The following is a 22,512-nucleotide window of genomic DNA, read 5'->3' as shown; positions in this document are numbered from 1 at the left end:
TGCGGTTCATGCGGTGACGGTTACGGGACGACCTTCTCGATCGCCACGCTGCCCGTGCCCGCGACGGTGCCGCGCGCGTTCACCAGCTGGACCTGGCCGAAGAACGCCCGGCCCTCCGGCGCGGGGGCCAGGGCGGTGACGGTCGCGGAGACCGACGCCGTGGCGCCCGTGGCCAGCTTCACCGGGGTCGACTCGTCGACGTTCACCGTACCGAGCGCGGACGAGAAGAACACGTCCAGGTAGTCGTACGCGGTGGTGCCGGCCGGGACCGAGTAGCCCGCGACCTCGATGGTGTACGTGCCGGCGGCGGGCGACGGGATGGAGACCGCCTCCTCCGAGTCACCGTCGGCCTGCTGCGCGACCTGGTTGCCGGCGGCGTCGTACACCGTCAGGTCGAGGTCGGCGGAGGCGTCGGAGGCGTTGCCGATGGAGACGTCCAGGGACTTCGCGCCGGCCGGGACCACGACCGTGGTGGTGTGGTTCTCGTGGTTGGCGATGGTCGGCCGGGCCGCCTTGGAGGAGCCCAGCGGGCCGCCCGCCAGCTTGCCGTCGAACGCGGCGAAGTTGTTCGTCACCTTCCAGGAGACGGGGGCCGGGGTGCCGACCTTCGCCTCGGGCACGGTCACGGTCGCCGGGTCGAACGCGGCGCCGAAGACGGTGACGTCCAGCTGGTAGGGGTTGTCGAGCAGCGGCGAGGTGCGGCGCGACTCGACCTCGATCTCCCAGACGCCCGGCTGCGGGTCGGCGTAGGAGCGGGCGTCCGGCTTGCAGCCGTTGCCGTTGAGGTAGTTGTTGTAGCAGTAGATGGTGGCGCTGTCCTCGACGGCGACACCGTACGGGTGGATCGAGATGAACCGGGTCTGGCTCTTGTCCTTCAGCCCGCCGATGGCGACCTCGAGGGAGGTGGCGCCCTCGGGGACGGTCAGGAAGTAGTGCTGCGAGCTGTTGCGCTGCACGCTGCTCTTCGCGGTGAAGGTGTGCGCCACCGGCGTGGACGCGACGACCGTGTTGAGGATCTGCTTGTCGACGCCCTCGGTCTTCGGGTCGTCGACCGTGAGGATCGCGCTCTTGATGCCGACGGCCTTCGCCCTGGCCTGGATCTGGACGGTCACCGGCTTGTTCAGCGGCAGCGTCACCTCGTCCTTGCCGAGGATCTTGAAGGTGTGGTCGAAGTTGTTCTTCAGGTCGAGGTCGTGGCGGATCGGCTGGTCGGCGCCGGTCGTCCGGGTGATGGTGACGTCGTAGACCTTCTTCTGACCGGTCTTGAGGCCGCCCTCGCGGTCGTAGATGCCGGTGCCGAAGCCCGGGGTCTTCAGCGCGAAGTCGATCGCGGTGTCGACCGGGGCCTTGACCGTGTACTCGTGGGCGGTGGCGCCGTCCTCGATGGCGTCCCAGGCGGCCACGATGTCCATGGCGCCCGCGCCCTGCTCGTAGGCCTGCACGTCCTTGATGGGGTGGGCGGTCGAGGTGAGCGCCGTGCGCAGGACGGCCGGCGTCAGCTCGATGCCCTTCTGCTTCGCGGCGCTCAGCAGCAGCGCCGAGGCGCCCGCGGCCTGCGGGGACGACATCGAGGTGCCCTGGAGCATCGCGTAGCCGGCCGGCAGGGTGTAGCCCGACTCGGCGACCGGGGCGCCCGGCAGCCAGGTCTGGATGGTGTTGATGGCGGCGCCGGGGGCGACGAGGGTCGGCGTGAAGCCGCCGTCCTCACGCGGGCCGCGCGAGGAGAACGGCAGCAGCGCGTACTTCTTCTCCACCTGCGAGCCGTAGTTGGCGGCCCAGGTGTCGCGGGAGATGCCCGCGCCGACCGAGATGACCTTGTCGGCCAGGGCGGGGTCGCCGATGGTGTTGGCGCCGGGGCCCTCGTTGCCCGCGGAGATCACGAGCTGGACGCCGTAGGTGTCGATGAGGCGCGTGTAGAGCTCGGCGCGCGCGTTGTTGCCGTCGTTCAGCGCCGGCAGGCCGCCGATCGACATGTTGACGATGTCGACGCCGCGGTTGACGACGAGGTCGATCATGCCCTCGGTGAGCGCGACGTTGGTGCAGCCGGGGCCGAAGACGCAGGCCCGGGAGGAGACGATCTTCGCGCCGGGGGCGGCGCCGTTCATCTTGCCGCCGAACAGGCTGTTGGCGGCGGTGATGCCGGCGACGTGGGTGCCGTGCTCGCTGGAGATCATGCCGATGTTGACGAAGTCGGCCTTCTTGCCGACCCAGTCCCCGCCGAACGGGTCCATCGGGACGTCCTTGCGGATCTCCACGACGAACGGGATCCGCTCGGCGACGTCGGTCGCCGGGTCGTCGGTACCGAAGTAGCCGATCTGGAAGCCGTCCTTGTACGGCTTCATGGCGGTGTCGTCGGTGAAGTTCCCGTTGTTGTTCAGGTCGACGGTGACCGTGCCGGCGGCGGCGTTGTACAGCACGCCCCAGGCGTCGGTCTTGTCGCCGTCGCGGTTGACGTCGCCCAGCTGGTCGCCGCCGGCGGTGGCCGACTCGCGGAACAGGTTGATGGAGTACGTGCCGGCCGGCGCGGTCCAGGTGCGGCCGCCGTAGGCGAAGCTGGGGCCGGTGAAGGAGTTCACCATGGGGCGCCAGCTGAGGTCGTTGTCGGCGATCGGGTCGGTCGCGGTGACCCAGTCGACGATCTTGCGCTCGCCGGTGGTGGTCTTCTGGAGCGACGGGTGCGCGATGTCCACGCCGGAGTCCAGGACGCCGATGGTGACGCCGCGGCCGTCCGCCTTCGGGTTGTCCTCGACGAAGTCGACGGCGCCCGTCTCGAAGGACGGGTTGTACGGGTTCTCGGCGGGCGTCTTGCTGCTCGGCGCCGGGTAGGGCTTCGGGGTCTTGGCGACGCCCGCGCCCTTCTTGGTGTCGGCGCTCGGCGTCGGGTCGTCGAGGACGATCTCCTGCTTGAGGTCGATCGCGTGCACCGAGGACAGCTTCGCGGCGGCGGCGATCGCGGAGTCCGCCTTCGCCGTCGGCACGGTGGCGCGGACGTAGCCGAGCCGGTCGTAGGCGCGGCCCACGGAACCGCCGTCGACCGCGTCCAGCTTCTGGGCGACCTGCTCGGTGCTGCCGGGAGCGGTCGCGACCATCAGCGTGACGTTCTTGTCGCCGGCGGCCTTGGCCTCGGCGAGGGCGTCGGCGTCGTCGGAGCCGAGCTTGTCGGCGGCCGACTTCACGCCGGGGTCGGCCGCGGCCGCCGGCTGGTCGGCGGAGAAGGCCATGGGTATCGGCCCGGCGGCGGACAGCGCGGCCACCAGACCCGCGGCCACGGCTATGCGGGCCGCGCGTCTTGCGCCCGGTATGGGTTCGCGCTGGGGGGTGAGGGTCATCGGCATCCCTTGTCAGTAAGGAACGATCAGCACGCGACCAGGGCCGTTCCCGCCCCGATCGCGTACGTCCGGAATGCGATCCCGGACGACCACGCAGCTTTACGCAAGGGATAGATGTTTGGGGAGAGTTGACCGAATCGATATGGACGTATGGGGAAAACCCCCGATGGGCATCAGGGACATGGCCGCCGAAGGCGCGCAAACCGCCCCTCGACGCCTTTACCTGCCCCAAGTCCTGCCCCAAGTCCCTGCCCCAAGTCCTGCCCGCCCGGCCGCTGTTCGTGGCGGCCCGCGCTCGCACCGTCTGCGGAAACCCACCTGCTCATCCGGCCGTGGCGGGTTAACGTCCTTCGATGCGCAAGAAGTTGAGGGTGGCGGCCTACGCCGTCTGCGTCCGTGACGGCCGGCTCCTCCTCGCCCGCTCCCCGGCGGCCGGTGGCACCCACGAGTGGGTGCTGCCCGGCGGCGGCGCGGAGCACGGCGAGGATCCGCACGACACCGTCGTGCGCGAGCTGGAGGAGGAGACCGGCTACGACATCGAGGTGACGCACATCCTGGGCGTCGACTCCGCCCGGAACGTCCTCCCCGGCGAGGGTCTGCGCGGCCCCGTCGACCTCCACAGCGTGCGGATCGTCTACGAGGGCCGGGTCGTCGGCGGGGAGCTGCGCGACGAGATCGGCGGCTCCACCGACACGGCCGCCTGGCACGACCTCGCCGACGTGCCCGCCCTCACCCGGGTGGGGCTGGTCGACGTGGCGCTGCGGCTGTGGCGGGAACGGCCGGTGACCGGACGGGTGCCGGTGACGCCGGAGGTCTGAGCCCGCACATGGGGAGGGCCGCCGGAGGTCTGAGCCCGCACATGGGGAGGGGCCGCCGGTCCACTGGCCCGGCGGCCCCTCCTCTCCCCTCCTGGCGCGCGCTCCCGTCCCTCCCTAACGGGGCAGCACCACGACGTACGCGGCCGGATCGCGGTCCCCCGACGCCATCAGGGCCGTGCGCACCACCGCGGCCTGCTGCTCCATCCCCTCCCGCAGCTTCCTCGGCGTGACGTACACGACGGTGATGCCCAGCCGCTCCAGGTGCTCCCGCTTGCGCGCGTACTCCGACCACATCGCGTCGTCTTCCTGCCGGTGGCCCTGCCGGGTCGCGCGGGTGTCCAGCTCCACCGCCACCGCCTGCTCCGGCCAGTACGCGTCCAGACCGCCCAGGTGCGGGCCGCCGGGCAGCCGCAGGTCCACGTTCCACACCGGGTCCGGCAGGCCGAAGTCGCGCACCATCGCGTACAGGCGGTCCTCCGCGATCGACCGTCCCTCGGCCAGCAGCGAGTCCACCGCGTCCACCACATGCGGCCGGCTCAGCAGCTTGGCGTGGCTCAACTCCCGGACCACCGCCGCCGGTTCGCAGTGGCCCCCGCGCACCGCGTCGGACAGCAGCCGCCGGACCGCCCCCGCGTCCGTCAGCCCCGCCACCGCGTCCGCCAGCGCGCGCGGCACCGGCGCCACCGGAAGCCCCGTGGCCTCCTCGGCGACGGGCAGGTCCGCGGTGCGGATGACGTGGGCGCAGCCCGTCGAGCGCAGCCGGTGCCGTCGCGGGACCAGGACGTCGATCCGCTCCAGGGAGGGCAGCGGGGGAGCGGAGGTGAATCCGTGCAGGGTCAGCGCCGCCAGACCCGTGATCATCGCCTCCGCGTACACCGGGCGGTGCGGCTCCCCGGCGCCCGGCTGGACCGGCACCCCGGCGGTCGACATCTCGCGGGCCGCGTACAGCAGCACCGAGTGCAGCCGCTCCTCGCTGGTCGGCGGGCCGGGGTGGAGCAGGAACACCCCCGGGAGGATCTGCTGCCAGGGCCCGCCGGAGCGGCACTGCTCGGTCGTCTCGGCGGAGGAGACGCCGTGCGAGCGGAGCTGGGCGGTGGTCATCACCCGGCGCTGGACGTCCGACAGGTGGCGCAGGGGGCGGGGGGAGGCCGGGGGGAGCGGGGTGTTGTGGTTCATGCTTCGGGGATTCCCACGCCCGATCCGCCCCTTAACCGCTGTTACACGCCCGTCGACAAATCCGGACAAGTTCGCACTAAAGGACGGGTGTTCGGATGCCGAGTAGGCACCGAAAACCCCTGGTCCGAAAGGTGGAAGCCAGGGGTTACGGTTCACATTGCCTGAATTCCGTAACGGTCACTCACCGCCGGATCTCAGGCCAAAGCTCGGGTCAGCCGATACCCGCCGCCGCGTCGCACGCCTGGCCGCGCAGCGCCCGTGCCAGGTCGTCCCGCGACTCCAGCACCAGCCGGCGCAGCGCCGGCGGCGCCGACGCGTGCGCCGCCAGCCACGCGTCCGTCGCCTCCAGCGTGCCGGGGGAGTCCTGGAGGCCCGGGAAGAGGTCCCTGACCACGTGCATCGCGATCTGGATGGACCGCTGCTCCCAGATCCGCCCGATCACCTCGAAGTACTTCGGCGCGTACGGCGCGAGCAGCTCCCGCTGCGAGGGCTGCGCGAAGCCCGCGATCGTCGCCTCCACCAGCGCGTTGGACAGCGCGTCCGACTCGACGAGCTGCGCCCACGCCTGCGCCTTGACCGCCGCCGAGGGGCGGGCGGCCAGGCAGCGGACCTGGTGGCGCTTGCCCGACGCCGTGTCGTCGCGGGCCAGCTCGGCGGCGATCACGCCCTCGTCCACGACGCCGTGCGCGGCCAGCGGCTCCAGGAACGCCCAGCGCAGCTCCTGGTCCACGTCCAGCCCGTCGATCTTCGCGGTGCCGTCCAGCAGACCGCGCAGCAGTTCGAAGTCGTCCGCAGAGGAGGCCACCGACGCCAGGAACCGCGCCCACGCCAGCTGGTGCTCGCTGCCCGGCTCGGCGGACCGCAGCCGCGCGAGCGCGCCCTCGGCGAGCAGCCGCTCGCCGACCGGCCGCCAGGCGGGGTCCACGTAGTGCACGAGGGCGGAGCCGGCCCAGGCGTGCAGCATCTGGAGCACGCCGATGTCGGTCTCGCGGCCGGCGAACCGCAGCACCAGGTCCACGAACTCCCGCGCCGGCAGCAGCGCGTCCCGGGTCAGGTTCCACAGCGCCGACCAGCACAGGGCGCGGGCCAGCGGGTCGGTGACGTCCCCGAGGTGAGCCCGCAGGGTCTCCAGCGAGGCGTCGTCGAAGCGGATCTTGCAGTACGTCAGGTCCTCGTCGTTGACCAGCACCAGCTCCGGCGCCTCCGCGCCCGCCAGCTCCGCCACCAGCGTCCGCGGCCCGTCGACGTCGGCCTCCGCGCGGGCGTACCGCTCCAGACGGCCGTCCCGCAGGCGGTACAGACCGATCGCCACCCGGTGCGGGCGCAGCTCCGGGTGCGACTCGGGGGCCTCCTGGAGCACCGCCAGCTCGTCGATCCGCCCCGAGGCGTCCAGCAGGACCTGCGGGGTCAGCGAGTTCACCCCGGCCGTCTGGAGCCAGGACCGCGCCCAGGCGCCCATGTCCCGGCCGCTGGTCTCCGCGAGCACCGACAGCAGGTCGCCGAGGCGCGTGTTGCCGTACGCGTGCCGCTTGAAGTAGCGGCGGGCGCCCTCCAGGAACGCGTCCTGCCCGACGTACGCCACCAGCTGCTTCAGGACGGACGCGCCCTTGGCGTAGGTGATGCCGTCGAAGTTGAGCTTGGCGTCCTGGAGGTCGCGGATGTCGGCGGTGATCGGATGGGTGGAGGGCAGCTGGTCGGCGCGGTAGGCCCATGCTTTGCGGCGGTTGGCGAAGGTGATCCAGCCGTCGGTGAAGCGGGTCGCGCCGACCATCGAGAAGGAGCCCATGAAGTCGGCGAAGGACTCCTTCAGCCACAGGTCGTCCCACCACTCCATGGTGACCAGGTCGCCGAACCACATGTGCGCCATCTCGTGCAGGATCACGTTGGCCCGCGCCTCGTACGACGCGCGTGTCACCTTGCCCCGGAAGATGTACTCCTCGCGGAAGGTCACCAGCCCCGGGTTCTCCATCGCGCCGAGGTTGTACTCGGGCACGAACGCCTGGTCGTACTTGCCGAAGGGGTAGGGGTAGTCGACGTGGTCGTGGAAGAAGTCCAGGCCCTGCTTGGTGACGAGGAAGACGTCGTCGGCGTCGAAGTGGGGCGCGAGGCCCTTGCGGCACAGCGCGCCGAGCGGGATCTCCAGCCGCGTGCCGTCCTCGAACGTCCGCTCGTAGGAGTCCGTCACATAGTGGTACGGGCCCGCCACCACACAGGTGATGTACGTCGAGATCGGCTTCGTCTCCGCGAACCGCCACACCCCGTCGGCGCGCTCGCCGACGCCGTTGCTCCACACTGCCCACTCCTCCGGGGCCCGCACCTCGAAGCGGAACGGGGCCTTGAGGTCGGGCTGCTCGAAGTTGGCGAAGACCCGGCGGGAGTCGGCCGGCTCGTACTGCGTGTACAGGTAGACCTCGCCGTCCTCGGGGTCGACGAAGCGGTGCAGGCCCTCGCCGGTGCGGGAGTACGCGCACCGGGCGTCGACGACCAGCTCGTTCTCCGCGGCCAGGTCCTCCAGCAGGATGCGGGCGCCGTCGAAGACCTCCCCGGGGTCGAGATCGCGCCCGTTGAGGGTGACGGCGGTCACGCTCGGGGCGACGAGATCGGCGAAGCTCGACGCGCCCGGCTCGTTGCAGCGGAAGCGGAGCGTGGTGACGGAGCGGAACGTGCGCGGCCCGTCCCCGGACTGGTCGCCCACCGCCGACCGCACGTCGAGGGACACGTCGTACCCGTCGACGGACAGCAGGGCGGCCCGCTCCCGGGCCTCGTCGCGGGACAGGTTCTCACCGGGCACGGGCGGTACTCCCTCGGGGCGTTGACACAGCGTTCAGGACAGGATCGATCCTGCCATGCGCCCCTGACGCCGGACAGCGGGGAAACAGCGGGGGCCGCTGGGGAATGACCTGCCCGGACGGAAGCGTTCTCCCCGGAAACGCTTCCTGCCGAGGAGAGACATGTCCGAGAGCGCCACCGCCGGCAAGACCCCCGTCGACTTCTGGTTCGATCCGCTGTGCCCCTGGGCCTGGATGACCTCCCGCTGGGTGCTCGAAGTGGAGAAGGTCCGTGACATCGAGGTCCGCTGGCATGTGATGAGCCTCGCCGTACTCAACGAGGACAAGATCGACGAACTGCCCGAGGAATACCGGGAGATGCTCGCCACCAAGGCGTGGAAGCCGGTCCGCGTGGTGACCGCCGCCTGGCAGAAGCACGGCGCGGACGTCCTCGGCCCGCTCTACACCGCGCTCGGCGAGCGTTTCCACAACAAGGGCGAGGGCCCGACCCTGGAGGCGATCGCCGGCGCGCTCGCCGACGCCGGACTGCCCGCCGACCTCATCGACTACGCCGACCAGGAGGACTTCGAGTTCGACGCCGAGCTGCGCGCCTCCCACAAGGAGGGCATCGAGAAGGTCGGCCAGGACGTCGGCACCCCGGTCATCGCGGTGCCCGGCCCCGACGGCGAGCAGATCGCGTTCTTCGGCCCGGTCGTCACCCCCGCGCCCCAGGGCGAGGAGGCCGCCCGCCTGTGGGACGGCACCCTCGCGGTCGCCTCCGTCCCCGGCTTCTACGAGCTCAAGCGCACCCGCACCAAGGGCCCGGACTTCAGCAACCTGTAAAGCTTGCCCCAGAGGTCTGCGTGAAGTGCCCCCGCGAGCGGCTCTCGCGGGGGCACCATGTCCCCATGACGGAGATCGACACCTCGGTACCGCACTCGGCCCGGATCTGGAACTACTGGCTGGGCGGCAAGGACAACTACCCGGTGGACGAGGCGGCGGGCGACGCCTACACCGCCGTCTTCCCCGGCATCGTCACCATCGCCCGCAGCAGCCGCGCCTTCCTCGGCCGCAGCATCCGCCACCTCGTCCTGGAGGCGGGCGTCCGCCAGTTCCTCGACGTCGGCACCGGCCTGCCCACCGTGGACAACACCCACGAGGTCGCCCAGCGACACGCCCCCGACGCGCGGATCGTGTACGTCGACAACGACCCGCTGGTCCTGGCCCACGCCCGCGCCCTGCTCACCTCCTCGCCCGAGGGCGCGACCGCGTACGAGGACCTCAGCCTCTACGACCCCGCCGGCATCCTGGAGGCGGCCGGCCGGACCCTCGACCTCGACCGGCCCGTCGCCCTGATCCTCAGCGGCATCCTCGGCCACGTCGCCGACCACGACCGCGCCGTCGCCCTCGTCCACGACCTGCTCGCCGGCCTGCCCTCCGGCAGCCACCTCTGCGTGAACGACGGCTCCCGAGGCACCGACCCCGTCTACGAACAGGCCCAGGACGCCTACAACGAGACCGGCGCCGTCCCCTACTTCCTGCGCCCCGTCGACCAGATCGAGGCCTACTTCGAGGGCCTCGACCTGATCGAACCCGGCGTGGTCTCCGTCCCCCTGTGGCGCCCGGACCCGGGCACGACCCCCCACCCGATCGGCCAGCACGGCGGCCTGGGCCGCAAGCCCTGACCGCCTCCGCGGGGGCGGGCCGCGGGCGGCTACGGCCGCCGCAGCAGCCCCCGCTCCATGGCCACCACCACCGCCCGGGTCCGGTCGTTGACGTCCAGCTTGGCGAACAGCCGCAGCAGATGCGTCTTCACCGTGGCCTCCGTGATGACCAGCCGCCGGCCGATCTCGGCGTTGGTGAGCCCGTCGGCCACCGCGCCGAGCACGTCCGTCTCCCGCGCCGTCAGCGGCTCCTGGACCGGCCGCCGCATCCGGGCGACCAGCTTCTCCGCCACCCGCGGCGCGAGCACCGTCTCCCCCCGGGCCGCCGCGCGGATCGCGTCCGCCAACTGCTCGCGCGTGGCGTCCTTCAGCAGATAGCCGATGGCCCCGGCCTCCACCCCGCGCTCGATGTCCGCGTCCGTGTCGTACGTCGTCAGGATCAGCACCCGGGTGCGTGAATGGCGGGCGACGATCTCGGCGGTCGTCGCCACCCCGTCGAGCACCGGCATCCGCAGGTCGACCAGCGCCACATCGGGGTCGTACCGCGCCACCAGGTCCAGGGCCGCGCGCCCGTCGCCCGCCTCGCCGACGATCTCGACACCGTCCTCGCCGGCCAGCAGGGCGATCACCCCGGCCCGCATCACCGTGTGGTCGTCCACCACGACGACCCGCACTCCCGCCGCGCTCATGCCGCCCCCTCCAGACCCCCGGCCGGGGGAACCGTCGCCAGGATCCTCGTCCCGTCCCCGACCGAGCTGGTGATCGTCAGCCGCCCGCCCAGCTCCGCCAGCCGCTTGCGCATCCCGTCGAGTCCGAACCCGCTGGACTCCTCCACCGCGAACCCGGCGCCGTCGTCGGTGATCTCCAGCTCCACCCCGTACGGCCGCCGGGCCAGGACCACGCCGACCGTCGAGGCACGGGCGTGCTTGCGCACGTTGGCCAGCGACTCCTGGGTGCAGCGCAGCAGGGCGATCCGGGTCGGCTGGTCGCAGTCGAGGTCCGCCAGATCGGCGTCCACGGCGAGCCCGGTGTCCTCGGTGAAACGGTCCAGGACCCGGCGCAGCGTGGCCGCCACGGAGCCCGTAGCCGCCTGTCCCGGCCGCCCGCCCGAGGCGACCAGGTCCCGTGCCTCCGTGAGGTTCTCCCGGGCCGTCGACTCGATCGACCGCAACTGCTGGGCGCTGCGCGCCGGATCGGCCGCGAGCCCCGCCCGGGCCGCCTCCGCCAGCACGACGATCGACGCGAACCCCTGCGCGAGCGTGTCGTGGATCTCGCGCGCCAGCCGCTCCCGTTCGTCCGCCGCGCCCTGCCGCTGGTGCGCCGCCGACAACTCGGCCTGAGCCTGCTCCAACTCCTCGATCAGTCGGGCGCGTTCGCTGCTCTGCGCCACCACCGAGTGCGCCCACAGCCCGATCAGCACCCCCACCGCCACGACGATCAGGGTCGACACGGTCGTCTCGCCGAGGAACTCCGCCGTCCAGCCCTGCTGGAGCCAACTTCCCAGCAGCGTCGAGGCGGTGGCCAGTCCGAGGAACCCCATGGAGATCCTCGGGGTCCGCCCGAACATCCAGTAGTGCGGCAGCGTCACCATGAACAGCGCCGCGTAGCTGGTGCGCAGATGGGCCAGCCCGCCCAACGCGACCGCCAGCACGGTGAGATAGCCGTGGGGCCGCACCACGGGGTTGTCCGGGAAGCGGTCGAGGAGCGCGTAGCACAGCACCACGCAGCCCAGCAGGCCCAGCGCCGCGAACATGCTCCCGCGGGAGCGGGCCATCGTGGCGATCCCGACGGCCATCGCGGCGAACAGCAGCCAGCACACGGCGTTCCAGCGGCGCAGCGCCGTGGCCCACAGGACGTCGGCGGAGGGCCCGGTGAGAGCGGTCATACCGATCAACGTACGTCGACCGCCGGTCGCTCGTGGGGGAGTTGTGCCACCGGCGCCGACGCCGGCGTGGGCCGCGAGGGCCACCAGCTCCGCTCGCCGAGCAGCAGCATCGCCGACGGCAGCACCAGGATCCGTACGACGAAGGCGTCCAGCAGGACGGCCGCCGCGAGCACGAAGCCGATCTGCTTCATCTCGATGATGTGCAGGAAGACGAAGCTGACGAACACCGTCGTCATCACGAACGCGGCACTGGTCACCACGCTCGCCGAGCGGCGGATCCCGTCGAGCACCGCCTGTCGGGTGGGGGTCCCGGCGCGCACGGCCTCCTGGATCCGGCTCACCACGAACACCTGATAGTCCATGGAGAGTCCGAACAGGATCACGAACAGGAACAGCGGGACCCGCGAGCCGATCGAGCCGGTCGAGGTGAAGTCCAGCAGCCCCTGCGCCCACGTCTCCTGGAAGACGAGCACCAGCAGCCCGAGGGAGGCAGCGGCGGACAGCAGGTTCAGGGCGACGCCGATGAGGGCGAGGACGACCGAGCGGAACGCGTACAGCGTCATCAGGAACGTCACCAGCAGCAACGCCCCTAACACCAGGGGCAGTTTGGCGTTCTGGTGGGCGGGATAGTCGGTGTAGCGGGCGACGTCGCCGCTCACGCCGTACTCGGCGCCCTCGACCCGGCCGACGGTGGCGGGCAGGTGGGTGTCGCGCAGGTGGTCGAGCGATGCGTACGCCTCGTCCGAGTTCCCCAGGTGGGGCACGTTCAGTTCGACGGTGCTGATCCGCCGGTCGGCGGAGGCGCGCAGCCGGGGCGTGCCGGTGAACAGGGGGTCGGCGGCGGCGCGGTCGGCGAGCTCGCGCAGAGCGCCGGCGACCGCGGGGGCGCGGGAGGCGTCGGCGCGGACGACGACCTGGTGGGTGACGCGCCGCTCGGGGAACGTCTCGTTGAGCCGGTCGTACACCCGCATCGCGGGGATCTCGCGGGAATGGGTGTCCCGGCTCATCTCGGTGAGGTGCAGGCCGGCCAGCGGCAGGACGAGCCCGAGCAGGGCGAGGACGGAGACGCACAGGGTGGCGAGCGGATGCCGGGCGGCGGGGCGCAGCAGCGCCGTCCACAGGCGGCCGTCGGCCGTGCCGCGGTCGCGCCGGGCGGGCCTGCCGCGTTCGGCCCGGCGTCGCGCCCGGCGCTCGGCCCGTCTGCCCAGCACGGTCAGCAGCGCGGGCAGCGCCGTCAAGGAGCTGGCCACCGCGACCAGCACGACCAGCGCGGTGCCGGTGGCGAGCGAGGAGAAGATGACGTCCGAGGCCAGGTAGAGCGTGGCGGTGGAGGCGACGACCGCGAGCCCCGAGACCACCACGGCCCGGCCGGAGGTGGCCGCCGCCAGCTCCACCAGCGCCTCCGGGCTCAGCAGGCCCCCGCCGCGTGCCCTCTCCTCGCGCTCCCGCTTCAGATAGAACAGCGTGTAGTCGACGCCGACCGCCAGACCGATCATCAGGATGACGTTGGTGCCGACGCCGGCGTCGGGGGAGAGGTGCGAGGCGGCCATCGACAGGCCGACGGCCGCCGCGATCGACGACAGCGCGAGCAGCAGCGGCACCGCGGCCATGGTCAGCGAGCCGAAGACGGCCAGCAACGTGAGCAGGATGACCGGCAGCGTGATCTTCTCCGACAGCGCCAGATCGTCCGCGCGCTGTTGGTCGACTCCCTTGCTGATGGAAGGACTCCCGGTCTCCTCCAGCGACAGCCGGGGGTACGCCTTCTGCACGGCCGCGGTCTGCGCGGCCAGCGCGTCCACCTTGTCCTTCGCGTCCCGCTCCTCGCCCTTCAGCGCCACCTCGACCAGGAGCGTCCCGCCGTCCGCGGACCGGACGGGCGCGGCGACGGAGGCGACCTCGGGCAGCCGCTCCATACGGGCGGCTAGGTTCCGCGCGGCGGCCTGGGCGGCGGTGGCGTCGAGGGCGCCCGAACGGGCCGAGATCAGCACCTGTTCGGTGGCTCTGCGTTCCAGCCCGCCCTCGGCCGCCATGGCCTCGGCCCGGCCGGCCTCGCCGACCCGGTAGTCCGCGGTCCGCGCCGCGTTCGTCCCGAGGGCGCTCCCGACGGCCAGGCACAACGCCACGAACACGAGCCAGCCGGCGATCGCCCGCCAGGGGTGCCGGGCACTGGAGCGCGCCACGCGCACAGTGAGTGAGTTCATGCTGAAAGGCTGTCGGGCGGGGGCGGTCGCCCGACAGAGGCGCCCGGTGGAACCTGCCGTCAACCGATCGGCCTACCCGCGGGCACGGGAAAACCCCACCGCGGGCACGGGAAAACCCCCGCGAGTCACGTCCTCGCGGGGGTCTCCTTCTGTCCGCCTGCCGTCGTGAAGGGTGAGAAGACGATCACGAGGCAGGACGCATCATGCCCGCTTATTGCGAGCAGCTTGCAACTACACGCTAGCAACAAAGAGCCTGCCGCGGACAGACAGGGAGGCCCCCGTGCGTGTCACACGGGGGCCTCGCGGGGGCGGCAGCGGGTTCGGGGATCGGCTGCTGGATCCTTACGGCGACGTCGCGCGCCTGCGCTGCCAGGCGTAGCCGGCGGCCGCCAGGACGGCCGTCATCGCGCCCGTCGAGTACAGCTGCACGCGCGTGCCGGGCTCCCGGGCCATCAGGACCAGGATCGCCGCCATGCCCGCCAGCGCGACCCAGGTCAGCACCGGGAACGCCCACATCCGCACGGCGAGCCGCTCCGGCGCCTCCCGCTCCAGCCGGGCCCGCAGCCGCAGCTGCGAGACGGCGACGAAGATCCAGACGACCAGGATCACCGCGCCGATCATGTTCAGCAGCCAGGGGAAGACGTCGTCGGGCCGCCAGTAGCTGAGCAGCACGCAGAGGAAGCCGAAGGCGCAGGAGGCGAGGACGGCGACGCGCGGCACCCCGCCCGAGACCCGGCCCAGCGCCTTCGGGCCCTGGCCGCGCGCCACCAGCGAGTAGGCGATCCGCGAGGCGCCGTAGACGTTGGCGTTCATCGCCGACAGCAGCGCGGCCAGGACGACGACGTTCATCAGCTGCCCGGCGCCCGGGATGCCCAGCTGGTCGAGGGCGGCGACGTACGGGCCCTTCGCCACGACCTCCTCGGAGTCCCACGGGACGAGGGTGACGACGACCGCCATCGAGCCGACGTAGAACAGTGCGATGCGCCACATCGCGGTGCGGACCGCGCTCGCCACCCCGCGCACCGGGTCCTCCGACTCGGCGGCGGCGATGGTGACGGTCTCCAGGCCGCCGTAGGCGAAGACCGAGGCGAGGAGGCCGACGACCAGGCCCTCGCCGCCGTTCGGGAAGAGGTCGGTCAGATGGGCGGCGCCCGGGGAGTCCGTGCCGGGGAGGACCCCGGCGATCGCCAGCACGCCCAGCGCCAGGAACAGGGTGATCGCGCCGACCTTGAGGGCCGCGAACCAGAACTCGAACTCGCCGAAGTTCTTCACGGCGGCCAGGTTCGCCCCGCAGAACACCAGCATGAACAGCGCCACCCACGCCCACTCGGGCGTGCCCGGCAGCCAGCCGGTGACGATCTTCGCGGCGCCGATTCCCTCCAGGCCGACGGCCGTGCACAGCAGCACCCAGAACGACCAGCCGGCGGTGAAGCCCGCCCATGGCCCGATGGCCCGCTCGGCGTGCGCGGAGAAGGAGCCCGACGACGGGTGGGCGGCCGACATCTCGCCCAGCATCCGCATCACCAGCATCACGAGGAGGCCGGAGAGGGCGTAGGCGAGGACGATCGAGGGGCCGGCGGCGGCGATGCCCGCGCCGGAGCCGACGAACAGGCCCGCGCCGATGACCCCGCCGAGGGCGATCATCGACAGGTGGCGCTGTTTGAGGCCGTGGGACAGGGGGGCGTCCGACTCCGGGGGAGTCCCGACGGTGGTGCTGGGCATGGGCGCGGCTCGTCCAATGCGTGAGAGGGCAAAAAACGCGCCCAGTCTGGTCGGCCCCTCCGCCACGACGGAGGGGCCGACCACTATCCGGACATCTCCGGAACCGACCGTGTCTACGCCGCTACGGTCGCCGCCGCCCGCGGGCTCTCCGCCGGAGCGGCCACGGGCGTGTAGTGCGCCGCGTCACCCTCCACCGACCGGCTCTCCTTGCCGTCGACGCCGATCGGGACGTCACCGGCGACGGTGACCCGGTGCAACCGGCGCGGCTGCCGGTCGTAGTTGTCGATGGCGTAGTGCTGGGTGATGCGGTTGTCGAAGAGCACGAGCTGGTTCGGCGACCAGCGGTGCCGCAGGACGTTCTCCGGCCGGGTCACGTACGACTGGAGCAGGTCCAGGATCCTGCGGGACTCGCCCACCGACAGGCCGACGATCCGCTGCGCGAACCCGCCGATGAACAGTCCGCGCTCCCCGGTCAGCGGGTGGACGCGGACCACCGGGTGGGCGGTGCGGTACTTGATCGACGTGAACCGGGCGCGCTGCTCGGCCCGCTCGGCGTCGATGTCCTCGTCGGGGACCGCGTAGTCGTAGTCGTTGGTGTGCTCCGCCCACAGGCCGTCCGCGAGCCGCCGCAGCGGTTCGGGCAGCTGCCGGTAGGCGGCGGCCGAGCTGGCGATCAGGGTCTCGCCGCCGTACGGCGGGAGCGTGATGCTGCGCAGGGTGCTGGCCTGCGGCGGGTTGAGGACGAAGGTGACGTCGGTGTGCCAGTGGTTGGCGCTGCCCTGCTCGCTGTCGACGGGCAGCACGTTCGGGGCGCCGTCGACGGCGCCCACCGTCGGGTGGGCGGTGGTGAGGTCGCCGAAGTGGCGGGCGAAGGCCTGCTGGCCATCGTCGTCGAGGTCGACGTCGTCGAAGACGAGCGCCTTGTGGACGTTGAGGGCCTCGCGCAGGTCGGCGACCGTGTCCTCGTCGAGGGGCTTGCCGATGTCGACGCCGGAGACCTGGGCGCCGATGTTCGCGGTGACCTTGCGGATGTCGAGGGACATGGAGGGGTGTCCTTTCGGGACGAGGGCGGGCGGTGCGGGGCGGACGAGGGCGACTGCGGGGCGGAGGCGGGTGGGCGGGTCAGACCAGGGCGGGGGTGCGGGCGTACTGGTTGGCGGGGCGCGGGAGGCCGTAGCGCTCGCGCAGGGTCCGGCGGGGGCCGTACTCCGTGCGGAGCAGGCCCCGGGCGCGCAGGATCGGGACGACGTGGTCGACGAAGGCGTCCAGGCCGGAGGGCAGGACCGCGGGCATGATGTTGAAGCCGTCGGCGGCGCCCTGCGTGAACCAGGTCTCGATCTTGTCGGCGATCTGCTCGGGCGTCCCGGCGAAGGTGAGGTGCCCGCGCCCGCCGCCGAGCCGTGCGATCAGCTGCCGCACGGTGAGCCGTTCGCGCCGGGCGAGTTCGACGACGAGCGTGTAGCGGCTCTTGGCGCCCTCGACGGCGTCCTCCGTGGGCAGCCCGTCGGGCAGCTGCGCGTCCAACTCCAAGGTGCCAGGCTCCAGTTGGAGCAGCTGCTCCAGCCGCTGGACGCCGTGCTCGTGGACGATGTGGTCCTCCAGCACCCGCTCGTTCGCCAGCGCCTCGGCCTCCGTCGAGCCGATCACCGGCACGATCCCGGGCAGCACCTTGATGTGCTCGGGGTCCCGGCCGGCCGCCGCCGTACGGGACTTGAGGTCGGCGTAGAAGTCCTGCGCGTCCTCGATGGTCTGCTGGGCGGTGAACACGGCCTCCGCGTACCGGGCGGCGAACGCCTTGCCGTCCTCGGAGGATCCGGCCTGCACCAGCAGCGGGTAACCCTGGGGCGCGCGGGGCACGTTGAGGGCGCCCTCGACGCTGAAGTACCGGCCCTTGTGCCGGGGCGGGTGGATCTTCGCGTCGTCGCCCCACACGCCGGCCGCCTTGTCGGCGACGATCGCGTCGTCCTCCCAGCTGTCCCAGAGCTTCAGCGCCACGTCGAGGAACTCGGCGGCGCGGGCGTACCGCTCGGCGTGGGCGGGCTCGGCGTCCAGCCCGAAGTTGCGGGCGGCCTCGGCGCCCGCGGTGGTGACGATGTTCCAGCCCGCCCGGCCCCCGCTGATGATGTCCAGCGAGGCGAACTTGCGGGCCAGGTTGTAGGGCGAGTTGTAGGAGGTGGACGCGGTGGCGATGAGGCCGATGTGCTCGGTCGCCGTGGCCAGCGCGGTGAGCAGGGTGAGCGGTTCCAGGGCGCCGGCCGGACGCTGGGCGATGTTGCCCCACAACTGCGGTCCGTCGGCGAGGAAGAGGGAGTCGAAGGAGCCGCGTTCGGCGGCTCTGGCGAGCCGGACGTAGTGGTTCAGCTCGACATGGGCGTACGGGTCGCTCTCGGGGAGCCGCCAGGACGCCTCGTGGTGGCCGGTGTTCATCAGGAAGGCGTTGAGGTGGAGCTGCCGGGTCATGGGTGTCCCTTGCTCTGAGCAGGAGGGGAGGACTTTCGGAGTGATGGCCGGACTGTGCAGCCCGTCTGGGGGCGCTCCCTCTGGGGGGAGTTTGAGGACGAGGCCCGTTCAGGGCCGAAGCGGGGCCTGGGGGCGGCAGCCCCCAGAGGACGGTCACCGCGGGAGACCGTCACCCGACGTCCTCGGTGACACCCAGCGCCGCCAGCAACCGCTCGCGGTACTCCCCGAGCAGCGGATCCCGGTAGGACCGCGGATGCGGACGGTCGATGGTCAGGTCGACGCCGACCCGGCCGTGCTCCAGGACGAGGACCCGGTCGGCGAGCACGATCGCCTCGTCCACGTCGTGGGTGACGAGCAGGACGGAGGGCCGGTGGTGCTCCCACAGCTCGCGCAGCAGGGAGTGCATCCTGATCCGGGTGAGCGCGTCGAGCGCGCCGAACGGCTCGTCGGCGAGGAGCAGTTCGGGCTCGCGTACCAGCGAGCGGGCGAGCGCGGCGCGCTGGGCCTCGCCGCCGGACAGCTCGCTGGGCCAGGCCCGTTCGCGCCCCGCGAGACCGACCTCGGCGAGGGCGGCGCGCCCCTTGGCCTCGGCGTCCTTGCCGTCGAGCCCGAGCAGCACGTTGGGCAGCACCCGCCGCCAGGGCAGCAGCCGGGAGTCCTGGAAGACGACCGACACCCGCTCGGGCGCGCTGAGCCGGCCGCTGCCGACGACCTCGTGGTCGAGTCCGGCGACCGCCCGCAGCAGGGTGCTCTTGCCGGAGCCGCTGTGTCCGAGCAGGGCCACGAACTGTCCGGCGGGGATGTCCAGATCGATGCCGTCGAGGACGGTGCGCCCCTCGAAGGAGCGGGTCAGTCCGCGCAACTGGACGGCGGGGCGGGTCAGTTGCTCAGTGTGCGGCGCCACGACAGCACCCTCCGTTCGATCAGGCGGACCGTGCTGTCGGAGATCAGACCGAAGATCCCGTAGACGACCAGGCCGACGAGGATCACGTCCGACTGGCCGTAGTTGGTGGCCTGGAACATCATGTAGCCGAGGCCGCTGGTGGCGTTGATCTGCTCCAGGACCACCAGTCCGAGCCAGGATCCGGTGACGCCGAGCCGCAGCCCGACGAAGAAGCCGGGCAGCGCGCCGGGGATCACGATCTGCCGGATGAACTGGAGCTTGGACAACCCCTGCACCTCGGCGAGTTCGACGAACCGGTGGTCGATCCCGGACAGCGCGGAATGCGTGTTCAGGTAGATCGGGATGTAGACGACGATGGCGATGATCGCGATCTTGAAGGTCTCGCCGATGCCCAGCCAGAGGATGAACAGCGGGATCAGACCGAGGGTCGGGATCGCCCGGTTGAGGTTGACCGTCCCGTCGATCAGCGCCTCCCCGGTGCGGGTCAGCCCGGAGGCCAGCGCGAGCACCACGCCGGCGGTCAGTCCGATGGCGAAGCCGGAGGCGGCCCGTTGCAGCGAGGTGAGGATGTCGGTGGTCAGCGTCCCGTCGGTCCACAGCTGGGCGCCGGTCTCCACCACCGTCCAGGGCGCGGGGATCGCGCCGGGGTCGAGCCGTCCGGCGGCGGAGGCGGCGGCCCACAGCGCGAGCAGCAGCACGGGGCCGGTGAGCCGGGCGGCGGGCAGGCGTTTGCCGGGGGCCAGGCCGCGGCGGCGTTCACGGGGCCGCTCGTCGGCGACGGCGGCGGGGGCGGCCGGCTTCAGGGTGGTCGTGGTCATGGCGGTCACTTCCGGTACTCGGCCGGCACGGACTCGGCGGCGATGTGCTCGAAGCGGTGGTCGAACAGCTCGGCGACGTCGAACTTCTTCACGAAGCCGCCCTCCGCGAGCAGATCCGCGGTCTCCTGCTCCCACTTGATGGCCTCGTCCCAACTCGGCGAGAACAGCGGCTTGTTGGCGAGCGCGGTGATCGACTGGGCCTGGGGGAGGGTCAGGTTCTGCGTCTTGACGTAGAACTCCTGGTTCCAGACGTCGGGGTTCTCGTACTGCCAGACCAGGCCCTTGGCCCACTGCGGGATGTACGCGGCGATCGCGGCGGCCTTGGCGGGGTCGTTCAGCACGGAGACCGGCGCCCACAGCAGGTTCAGCAGGTCGACGACGTCGGTGGTGATGGTGCGGGCGCCCTTGGAGCCGTACTGCTTCAGATACGCCGGGGCCTGGCTGTTGCCGAGCGGCGCGATGTCCACCTGGCCCGACTGGAGGGCGGTGAGGAACTGGTTGCTCGTCAGCGGGACGAGGTCCACGTCGTCGTACTTCAGGCCCGCCTTCTTCAGCGCCCGCAGCAGCACGACGCCCTGCGCCTGCCCTTGCGAGAACGCGAGCTTGCGGCCCCTGAAGTCTCCGACGCTCTCGATGTCGCTGCCGGGCTTGGTGGCGAAGAGGTAGTTCGGCTTGCGCGTGACGTTGATCGCGACGATCTTCGCGTCGAATCCCTGGTAGTACGCCTGGATCGGCGGGATCCCCGCGTTGTTGGCGAGGTCGAGGGATTTCGAGCGGAAGGCGTTGATGACGTCGGGCCCGGCCCCGATGTTCAGCCAACTCGACACCTTGAACGGCAGTTCGGGCAGTCTCGCCAGCTTGAACTGGAGCTGCTGGGTGTTCTGGTACGAGGCGATCTTCAGGCTGGTGCCGGCGGGCACCGTGTCGGAGAGCGGAGCGGTGGAGGCCCCCTCGGACCCGGTGGCCGCGCTGCTCTCGGCGCATCCGCTCAGTCCGGCGGCAGCGGCGGTGGCGCCGAGCAGAGAGGTGAGGAAGAGACGCCGGTCGAGACCGGGCGCACGGGAGACGGGCATGGGAGAACCCCCAGAGGAAAGCAGCGGAAGGACCGAAGGACCGAAGGAGCAGGAAAACGGTGAGAAGGCAGGTGGAATTCCACAGGCGGGGCGCGGCGGAACAGACCGGACGGGCCCGGGAAAGGGAATTCAGCAGATGCGTCAGATACGTCAGATGTGTTCCCGCCGGGAAAGGCAGGAAGAAGGGCGCGCTCCCGGCGCGCCGGGGGGCGTCAGCAACAGAGGGTGCGACAGCTCATGGAAAGATATTCCTGTCCTGGTGCGAGGCCTGTCAACATTCGGAGTTTCTGAATTAAGTCGATCCGGCTCAGGCGGCCGACCGCAGCCGGGTCGAGACGGCCAGCGGGTCCCGGTAGAGGACGTCGAGGGCCACCGCGCCGCCCGCCACCGCGAGAACGGCGTCCGGGAAGCTGCTCGGCGCGACCGCCGCCGCCCGCTCCGGCCCGACCTCCTCCCGCAGCGCCGCCAGGCAGTCCTCCCGGTACAGCGTCCCGACCTCGGTGACGACCACGCTCTCCGGGTTGAGCACGTCCACGAGCAGTGCCGCAGCCCGCCCCACCAGCCGCGCCCGCTGCACCAGCAGCCCCACGGCGACCGGATCGCCGTCGGCCGCGGCGGCGACCACCCGCATCGGGTTCGCCCCGTCGATCACCCCGGCCTCCCGGGCCCGCCGGCACAGCGTCCGCTCGCTCAGCTCCACCTGGAGGCAGCCGACCCGGCCGCAGTCGCACGGCTCGACGCCCCCGGCGAGCGGCAGATGGGCGATCGCGCCGGCCTGCGAGCGCGGCCCGTGGTGCACCTCGTCATGGGTGGCGAACGCCGCGTCGACGACGTTCCCGGCGAACAGGTGCAGCACGCTGCTGCTGCCGCGGGCCCGCCCGAACAGCCGCTCGGCGTTCACCAGCGCCCGCGCGTGCCCGTCCACCTGGACCGGCAGCCCGACCCGGGCGGCGACCGCGTCCCGCACGGGCACGTCCCGCCAGCCCAGCAGCGGATGCTCCACGACGGTCCCCGAGTCCCGGTCCACCCAGCCGCCCACGGCCACCCCCACGCCCAGCGCCCGGCAGCCGGGCGCCGCGTCGAGCAACGAGCCCAGCCCCTCGGCGGCCCGCGCCAGCACCGCCCCCGGCTCGACGGCGCCGGGGCCGTCGTGCGGCAGCTCCCGGCGTGCCACCACCCGCCCGCGCAGATCCAGCAGCGCGACCGTGGTGTACGGCACCGCCACATGCACCCCGCCCACCACGAACCGCGAATCGTCGAGGTCCACGGGGACGTGCGGCCGGCCCACGCCGTTGCTGCGCCGCGGCACGGCCGACTCCCGGATCAGCCCCAGGCCGGAGAGCCGCGCGCAGTGGTCGGTGACGGAGGCCGGGGACAGCCCCGTCAGCCGCGCGATGGTGCTGCGCGCGACCGGCCCGTGCTCCAGGACGGACCGCAGGATCACGCTGGCGCTGGTGCGCCGCCGGTCGCTGTCCGCGATCCGGGAGACGGGGGAGGCGGGGCGTCCTGCGGATGAGGTGGGGCGTCCTGCGGGGGAGGTCAGGGTTCCGATGAACTCGGGGGACGCCGTCAGGGGAGAAACCGCGGTACGGGGCATGGAGAACTTCCTCGGGGCCGGTCCGACACTGCGCCTGCTGCTGAGGAGGCGCCGCGGATCGGCTCCGCCCGCCTCACACGGGCGGGCGACAGGCGGT

The 22,512-nt window shown here is 72.0% G+C and carries 16 protein-coding genes; 3 read left to right on the top strand and 13 right to left on the bottom strand.

Annotation, left to right across the window (positions count from 1 at the left end):
• Positions 1 to 20 precede the first annotated feature (20 nt).
• Positions 21 to 3,329: a S8 family serine peptidase gene (locus ACFYX4_RS04505; RefSeq protein WP_389325629.1), complete on the bottom strand. Its 3,309-nt coding sequence runs from the start codon at positions 3,327 to 3,329 to the stop codon at positions 21 to 23.
• A 353-nt stretch (positions 3,330 to 3,682) separates the two neighbouring features.
• On the opposite strand from ACFYX4_RS04505, the gene ACFYX4_RS04500 reads away from it, so the two are divergent.
• Positions 3,683 to 4,147 carry an NUDIX hydrolase gene (locus ACFYX4_RS04500; protein ID WP_389325626.1) on the top strand — a complete coding sequence of 155 codons (465 nt, stop codon included), beginning with the start codon at positions 3,683 to 3,685 and terminating at the stop codon, positions 4,145 to 4,147.
• A 114-nt stretch (positions 4,148 to 4,261) separates the two neighbouring features.
• Here ACFYX4_RS04500 and ACFYX4_RS04495 read toward each other — a convergent pair whose 3' ends face one another.
• A complete protein-coding gene (locus tag ACFYX4_RS04495) occupies positions 4,262 to 5,323 on the bottom strand; it encodes a hypothetical protein (protein WP_389325623.1) in 1,062 nt (353 codons plus the stop codon).
• 211 nt (positions 5,324 to 5,534) lie between these two features.
• Positions 5,535 to 8,114, bottom strand: coding sequence for an aminopeptidase N (gene pepN / locus ACFYX4_RS04490; RefSeq protein ID WP_389325620.1), 2,580 nt, complete (start codon positions 8,112 to 8,114; stop codon positions 5,535 to 5,537).
• 160 nt (positions 8,115 to 8,274) lie between these two features.
• Between pepN and ACFYX4_RS04485 the strand changes: the two genes are divergently transcribed.
• On the top strand, positions 8,275 to 8,934 hold the full coding sequence (locus ACFYX4_RS04485; protein ID WP_389325616.1) for a DsbA family protein: 660 nt from the start codon (positions 8,275 to 8,277) through the stop codon (positions 8,932 to 8,934).
• Positions 8,935 to 8,999: 65 nt separating this feature from the next.
• Complete coding sequence (locus ACFYX4_RS04480; RefSeq protein ID WP_389325613.1) at positions 9,000 to 9,776, top strand: SAM-dependent methyltransferase; 777 nt, start codon at positions 9,000 to 9,002, stop codon at positions 9,774 to 9,776.
• 29 nt (positions 9,777 to 9,805) lie between these two features.
• Here ACFYX4_RS04480 and ACFYX4_RS04475 read toward each other — a convergent pair whose 3' ends face one another.
• The 10 genes from ACFYX4_RS04475 to ACFYX4_RS04430 all read right to left on the bottom strand — a co-directional run bounded on the left by ACFYX4_RS04475 (position 9,806) and on the right by ACFYX4_RS04430 (position 22,415).
• Positions 9,806 to 10,444, bottom strand: a complete 639-nt coding sequence (locus tag ACFYX4_RS04475; RefSeq protein WP_389325610.1) for a response regulator — start codon at positions 10,442 to 10,444, stop codon at positions 9,806 to 9,808.
• Positions 10,441 to 11,640 (bottom strand): sensor histidine kinase, encoded by a 1,200-nt coding sequence (locus ACFYX4_RS04470; RefSeq protein ID WP_389325607.1) that lies wholly within the window; start codon positions 11,638 to 11,640, stop codon positions 10,441 to 10,443. The genes ACFYX4_RS04475 and ACFYX4_RS04470 overlap by 4 nt, the downstream gene beginning before the upstream one ends.
• A 5-nt stretch (positions 11,641 to 11,645) precedes the next feature.
• Positions 11,646 to 13,841 (bottom strand): MMPL family transporter, encoded by a 2,196-nt coding sequence (locus ACFYX4_RS04465; protein ID WP_389325604.1) that lies wholly within the window; start codon positions 13,839 to 13,841, stop codon positions 11,646 to 11,648.
• Between the two features lie 342 nt (positions 13,842 to 14,183).
• Positions 14,184 to 15,563 carry an amino acid permease gene (locus ACFYX4_RS04460; protein ID WP_389325601.1) on the bottom strand — a complete coding sequence of 460 codons (1,380 nt, stop codon included), beginning with the start codon at positions 15,561 to 15,563 and terminating at the stop codon, positions 14,184 to 14,186.
• 113 nt (positions 15,564 to 15,676) lie between these two features.
• A complete protein-coding gene (locus tag ACFYX4_RS04455; protein WP_389325598.1) occupies positions 15,677 to 16,606 on the bottom strand; it encodes a TauD/TfdA dioxygenase family protein in 930 nt (309 codons plus the stop codon).
• Between the two features lie 79 nt (positions 16,607 to 16,685).
• Positions 16,686 to 18,023 carry an LLM class flavin-dependent oxidoreductase gene (locus ACFYX4_RS04450; protein WP_389325596.1) on the bottom strand — a complete coding sequence of 446 codons (1,338 nt, stop codon included), beginning with the start codon at positions 18,021 to 18,023 and terminating at the stop codon, positions 16,686 to 16,688.
• A gap of 169 nt (positions 18,024 to 18,192) precedes the next feature.
• Entirely contained in the window at positions 18,193 to 18,927 is a 735-nt protein-coding gene (locus ACFYX4_RS04445) for an ABC transporter ATP-binding protein (protein ID WP_389325593.1), read from the bottom strand.
• On the bottom strand, positions 18,903 to 19,745 hold the full coding sequence (locus tag ACFYX4_RS04440; protein ID WP_389325590.1) for an ABC transporter permease: 843 nt from the start codon (positions 19,743 to 19,745) through the stop codon (positions 18,903 to 18,905). Before ACFYX4_RS04440 ends, ACFYX4_RS04445 begins: the two co-directional genes overlap by 25 nt.
• A 5-nt stretch (positions 19,746 to 19,750) precedes the next feature.
• On the bottom strand, positions 19,751 to 20,818 hold the full coding sequence (locus ACFYX4_RS04435) for an ABC transporter substrate-binding protein (RefSeq protein WP_389325587.1): 1,068 nt from the start codon (positions 20,816 to 20,818) through the stop codon (positions 19,751 to 19,753).
• A 307-nt stretch (positions 20,819 to 21,125) separates the two neighbouring features.
• A complete protein-coding gene (locus ACFYX4_RS04430; protein WP_389325584.1) occupies positions 21,126 to 22,415 on the bottom strand; it encodes an ROK family protein in 1,290 nt (429 codons plus the stop codon).
• Positions 22,416 to 22,512 lie beyond the last annotated feature (97 nt).

Origin of the sequence: Streptomyces sp. NPDC002328, from assembly GCF_042890065.1 — a bacterium.
Lineage (GTDB): Bacteria > Actinomycetota > Actinomycetes > Streptomycetales > Streptomycetaceae > Streptomyces.
This window is presented reverse-complemented; position numbering and strand designations above follow the sequence as displayed.